Annotated in this window: 1 protein-coding gene; it reads right to left on the bottom strand. The window is 68.9% G+C overall.

Features of this window, described 5'->3' with window-relative positions:
* Window positions 1-5,288, bottom strand: a 5,288-nt coding sequence (locus ACFC1X_RS40525; RefSeq protein ID WP_376364717.1) for an amino acid adenylation domain-containing protein, incomplete at its 3' end; no start/stop codon positions are given.
* Between the last annotated feature and the right edge of the window lie 32 nt (window positions 5,289-5,320).

Raw genomic sequence — 5,320 nt, 5'->3', positions numbered from 1 at the left:
AACCGAGACGCCCGCTCATCCAACTCCCCATACGACAACTCCACCCGCACATCCACCACCGCCACCGCACCCGGATCCCGCACCACCCGCTCAGCAAACAACTCCGGCACCACACCCGACGCCTCCACCACACCCGACTCATTCCACCCAACCAACACCCGCCCCCGCTCACCCTCCGACAACACCTCAAGCCCATGCAGCCCCGTGCCCGGCGCGCTCTCCAACGCCTCGACGAGACTCCCGACCGCCGTGTGCATCAACCCACACACCAACTCGGGATCAGCAGGCTGAAGTGCATCCGCTGTCAGCCGGAACCCAGTCCCCGTGTCGTCCACTGCCAAGGCCAGCGGATAGTTGGTGACACCTCTCCCGTAAACCATCGTCACGCCGTCGATGCCGTTCAGATCACCGTCTCCGGGATGCTCACCCGACAGCCGGCTGTGGCGATAGTTCAGCAGGGATGTGAACAGCGGAGCCGAGACCGGGACGCCGCTGGCCTTCTGTGCCAGGGCCAGCGGGGCATGCTCGTGCACCAGCAGGCCGGCCAGCTGGGCCTGCATCGCCCGCACCGCACCGACGACATCCTTATCAACGTGCACCCGCACCGGCAGCGTGTTCATGAACGGCCCCGGGATCCGGTCCGCGCCTCGCCCAGCATTCATCCGGCCCAGCAGCACAGTCCCGAACACGACGTCCGTCCGGCCGGCCAGACTCGCCAGCACTCGCGCCCACGCCACATGGAACAACGTTGCCGGAGAAACACCCACCCCATGGGCCCGCTCCCGCACCCGGTACGCCAACAGGCCGTCCACTGCCAGCCGCGCCCGCTGCACACCGGAACCATCACCACGAGCATCGGCCAATCCGAACGGCAGCGTCGGCTCAGTCACGTCACCCAACAGCTCCGAGAAGTACTCCTCATGCTCCGCACGCGATACCCCCAGCCGGGCCTGGGCCACGAAGTCACGGAACGGCAGTGGCTCCGGGAGACGGTCACCGTCCCCAGCCATGAACGCCGCCACCTCGCCCAGCACCACCTCCAACGCGGCGTGGTCCTGCAACAGGTGATGCGCCTGCACCAACGCCACCCACCGGCCCGGCCTCCCCGGCTCGGCCGCTACGTGCACCCGCACCAGTGGCGCCCGCCGCAGGTCCATCCACTCTCCCGCCATCGACAGCAGCGCTGCCGCCGGGTCCCCACCACCCTCCTGCAACGTCACCTCGGTCACCGGAACGACCGTACGCCTGCGGACCACCTGCACCGGCTCCGGCAGCCCGTCCCACACCAGCCCGGTCCGGTAGATGTCGTGCCGGTCCACCACCCGCTGCAACGCCGCCAGGAACCCATCCAGCCGCTCACGACTGTCAAAGCCCAGCACCATCGGCACCAGGTACACATCCGCCTCACCCGCGCCGGCCAGCAGGTGATGGAAGAAGATGCCCTCCTGCAACGGCGCCAGCGGATACACATCCGCCACATTCGCCGCCCCACCCTCTACCGACGCACAGACCAAGTCGATCTGCGCCGCCGTCAGCTCCACCAGCGGCAGCATCTCCGGCGCAATCACCTCCGCGCCCTCTTCGGGAATCCCGTTCGGAGGCACCTCCACCACACCCTCGCCACCAGCACCGGCCGCAGCCAAGCCAGCCGGGGTCGGCGCCACCAGCAACGCCCGCACCGACACCCCGAACCCACGCTCACGCAACCGCTGCACCAACGACACCGCAAACAAGGAGTGCCCACCCAGCTCGAAGAAGTTGTCCTCCACCCCTACACGTTCGACGCCCAGGACGTCCGCGAAGACCTGGCATACCAGCTCCTCGGCCACCGTGGCAGGACCCCGCCCACCGGCAGACGAGTACTCAGGCGCCGGCAGCGCGGAGCGGTCCAGTTTCCCGTTCACCGACAGCGGCAGCCCGTCCAGCGCCACCACCGCTGACGGCACCATGTACTCCGGCAACCGCCCAGCCACGAAGCTCCGCAGGTCACCATCCACCGGGCCGTCGCCCTCGGGTACGACGTAGGCGACCAAGCGCTTGTCACCCGGCACGTCCTCACGAGCGACCACCACCGCCTGGCCCACCCCGGGATGCGCGGCCAGGACCGCCTCGACCTCAGCCGGCTCAACCCGGAACCCGCGGACCTTCACCTGATCATCCGCACGGCCCACGAATGCCAGCTGCCCGTCCACCGTCCACCGCGCCAGATCACCGGTCCGGTACATCCGCTCACCCGCAACACCGAACGGACACGCCACGAACCGTTCCCCGGTCAACGCAGGCCGCTGGTGATACCCGCGTGCCAGCTGCACGCCAGCGACATACAGCTCGCCTGCCACACCCGGCGGCACCGGCTCCAGGAACCGGTCCAGCACATACACCCGCGCATTCGCCACCGGCCCACCCACCGACGGCACACCCACCCCGTGCTCAGCCACCTGCCCGGCGGTGACCATCACCGTCGCCTCCGTCGGCCCATACGTGTTCACCAACACCCGGCCACCCGCCCACACCCGCGCCACCTCGGCCGACAACAGTTCACCGCCCACCAGGACCCGCTCCAGGCCGGGCACCCCCGCCGGATCCACCACACCCAGCAACGAGGGCACCACACTCGCCACCCCCACCCCCTCCCGCACCACCACATCCGCCAACAACCCCACATCCGCCCGCTCCGCCTCCGACGCCACCACCAGGCGACCACCCCGTGCCAACGCCACCGCAACATCCAGCACCGAACCGTCAAACCCGAACGACGCAAACTGCAACACACCCACACCAGGCCCAGCACCCAGCACCGGACCCAGAGCCGCCACCAAACCCACCACCGCACCCTGAGACACCACCACACCCTTCGGCACCCCCGACGACCCCGACGTGAACATCACATACGCCGCCACACCAGGTCCTCCGAGCACAGGACGCGCCACCGGCGCAGAAGCCACCCCCGGATCATCCAGACACACCACCGGCACACCGACCCCATCCGGCAACCCACCAGCCAGCTCCCGGACCGTCACCACACACACCGGCCCCGCCTCCGCCAGCACCACACCCAGCCGCTCCACCGGATACGACGGATCAACAAACACATACGCACCCCCCGCCTTCCACACCCCCAACAACGCCACCACCACATCCACCGACCGCTCCAACACCACCCCCACCACCGACTCCAACCCCACACCCAAACCAGCCAACACACCCGCCACCCGACCAGAACGCTCATCCAACTCCCCATACGACAACCGCTCATCCCCACACACCACCGCCACCGCACCCGGATCCCGCACCACCTGCCGCTCGAACAGCTCCACCCACGTCGCATCAGGCACCGGCTCGACGGTGGCATTCCACCCCGCCACCACCTGATGCCGCACCGACGACGGCAGCACATCCACACCACCCAACGCCGCCCCCGGCGCAACCTCCAACGCCCCCACCAGCTCCCCCACCGCCCTCTGCACCAACTCACACACCAACCCGGCATCCCCCGGAGCCACCGCATCAACCGCCACCGCAAACCCAGACCCCAGATCATCCACCGCAACCGCCAGCGGATAATTCGTCCGCTCCTGCGCGAACAACAGCTCAACACCCACAGCACCACCACGCACCGATCGTCCGTCATGGCGATAGTTGAACAATGACGTGAACAACGGAGCCGAAGCCGGGACACCACTCACCCTCTGCGCCAGCGCGAGCGGGGCGTGCTCATGCACCAGCAGGCCGGCCAACTGCCCCTGCATCGCCCGCACCGCACCCACCACATCCAGGGCCGCCACGTCCACCCGCACCGGAAGCGTGTTGATAAACGGCCCAGGAATCCGCTCCGCCCCCACCCCCGCACTCATCCGCCCCAGCAACACCGTCCCGAACACCACATCCGACCGCCCCGCCAGACTCGCCAGCACCCGCGCATACGCGACGTGGAACAACGTCGCCGGACTCACCCCCAACCCACGGGCCTGCTCCCTGACCCGCCCCGCCAGCCCCTCATCCACCACCAGCCGCGCCGACCGCACACCCGTGCCATCACCACGAGCATCAGCCAACCCGAACGGCAGCGTCGGCTCCGTCACATCACCCAACAGCTCAGCGAAGAACTCCTCATGCTCCGCACGCGAAACCCCCAACCGCGCCTGCGCCACAAAGTCCCGGAACGGCAGCGGCACCTGCAACTCATCCCCACGGCCCTCCATCAACGCCGCGACCTCACCCAGCACCACCTCCAGCGCCGTGTGGTCCTGCAACAGGTGATGCACCTGCACCAATCCCAGCCACCGCCCCGTACCACCGGGCTCGGCAGCCGCATACACCCGCAGCAACGGCGCTCGCCGCACGTCCATCCACTGCTCTGCGTTCGCCAACAGCTCCGCGGCCGCGTCGCCGCCTTCCGACAACGTCACCTCGGTCACCGGAAGCACGGCACGGCGCAAGACCACCTGCACCGGCTCCGGCAACCCCTCCCACACCACTCCGGTGCGGCAAATGTCATGCCGGTCCACCACCCGCTGCAACGCCGCCAGGAACCCGTCCAGCCGTTCGCGATCGTCGAAGGCCAGCGCCATCTGCATCAGATACGCGTCCGCCTCACCCGGCCCGGCGAGGAGATGATGGAAGAAGATGCCCTCCTGCAACGGCGCCAGCGGATACACATCCGCCACGTTCGCCGCCCCACCCTCGACCGCCGCGCACACCGACTCCACCTGCGCGGCCGTCAGCTCGACCAGCGGCAGCATCTCCGGCGTGATCACCTCCGCGCCCTGCTCGGGGATGCCGTTCGGCGGCACCTCCACCGCACCGCCACCGCTGCTCGACGCCGCCAGCGCCGCCGGCGTCGGAGCCTCGAACAACACCCGAACCGACACCCCAAGGCCCCGCTCGCCCAGCCGCTGCACCAGCGATCCCGCCAACAGCGAGTGCCCGCCCAGTTCGAAGAAGTTGTCCTCCACCCCCACCTGATCCACACCCAGCACTTCCGCGAAGGCCTGGCACACCAGCTCCTCAGCCACCGAAGCGGGGCCCCGTCCACCGGCCGACGAGTGCTCCGGTGCCGGCAGTGCCGCCCGGTCCAGCTTCCCGTTCACCGTCAACGGCAGCTCGTCCAGGACCAGCACCGCCGACGGCACCATGTACTCCGGCAACCGTCGGCGCGCGTGCGCACGCAACATCCCCGGCAGTGCGTCGGCTTCGGCCTCGTCGATCTCCCTTTCCGGTACGACGTAGGCGACGAGCCGCACATCCCCCGGCACATCCTCACGCGGAACCACCACCACCTGACCCACCCCCGCATGAGACCCCAACACCGCCTCCACCT

This window comes from Streptomyces sp. NPDC056128 (genome assembly GCF_042263835.1).
Lineage (GTDB): Bacteria > Actinomycetota > Actinomycetes > Streptomycetales > Streptomycetaceae > Streptomyces.
This window is presented reverse-complemented; position numbering and strand designations above follow the sequence as displayed.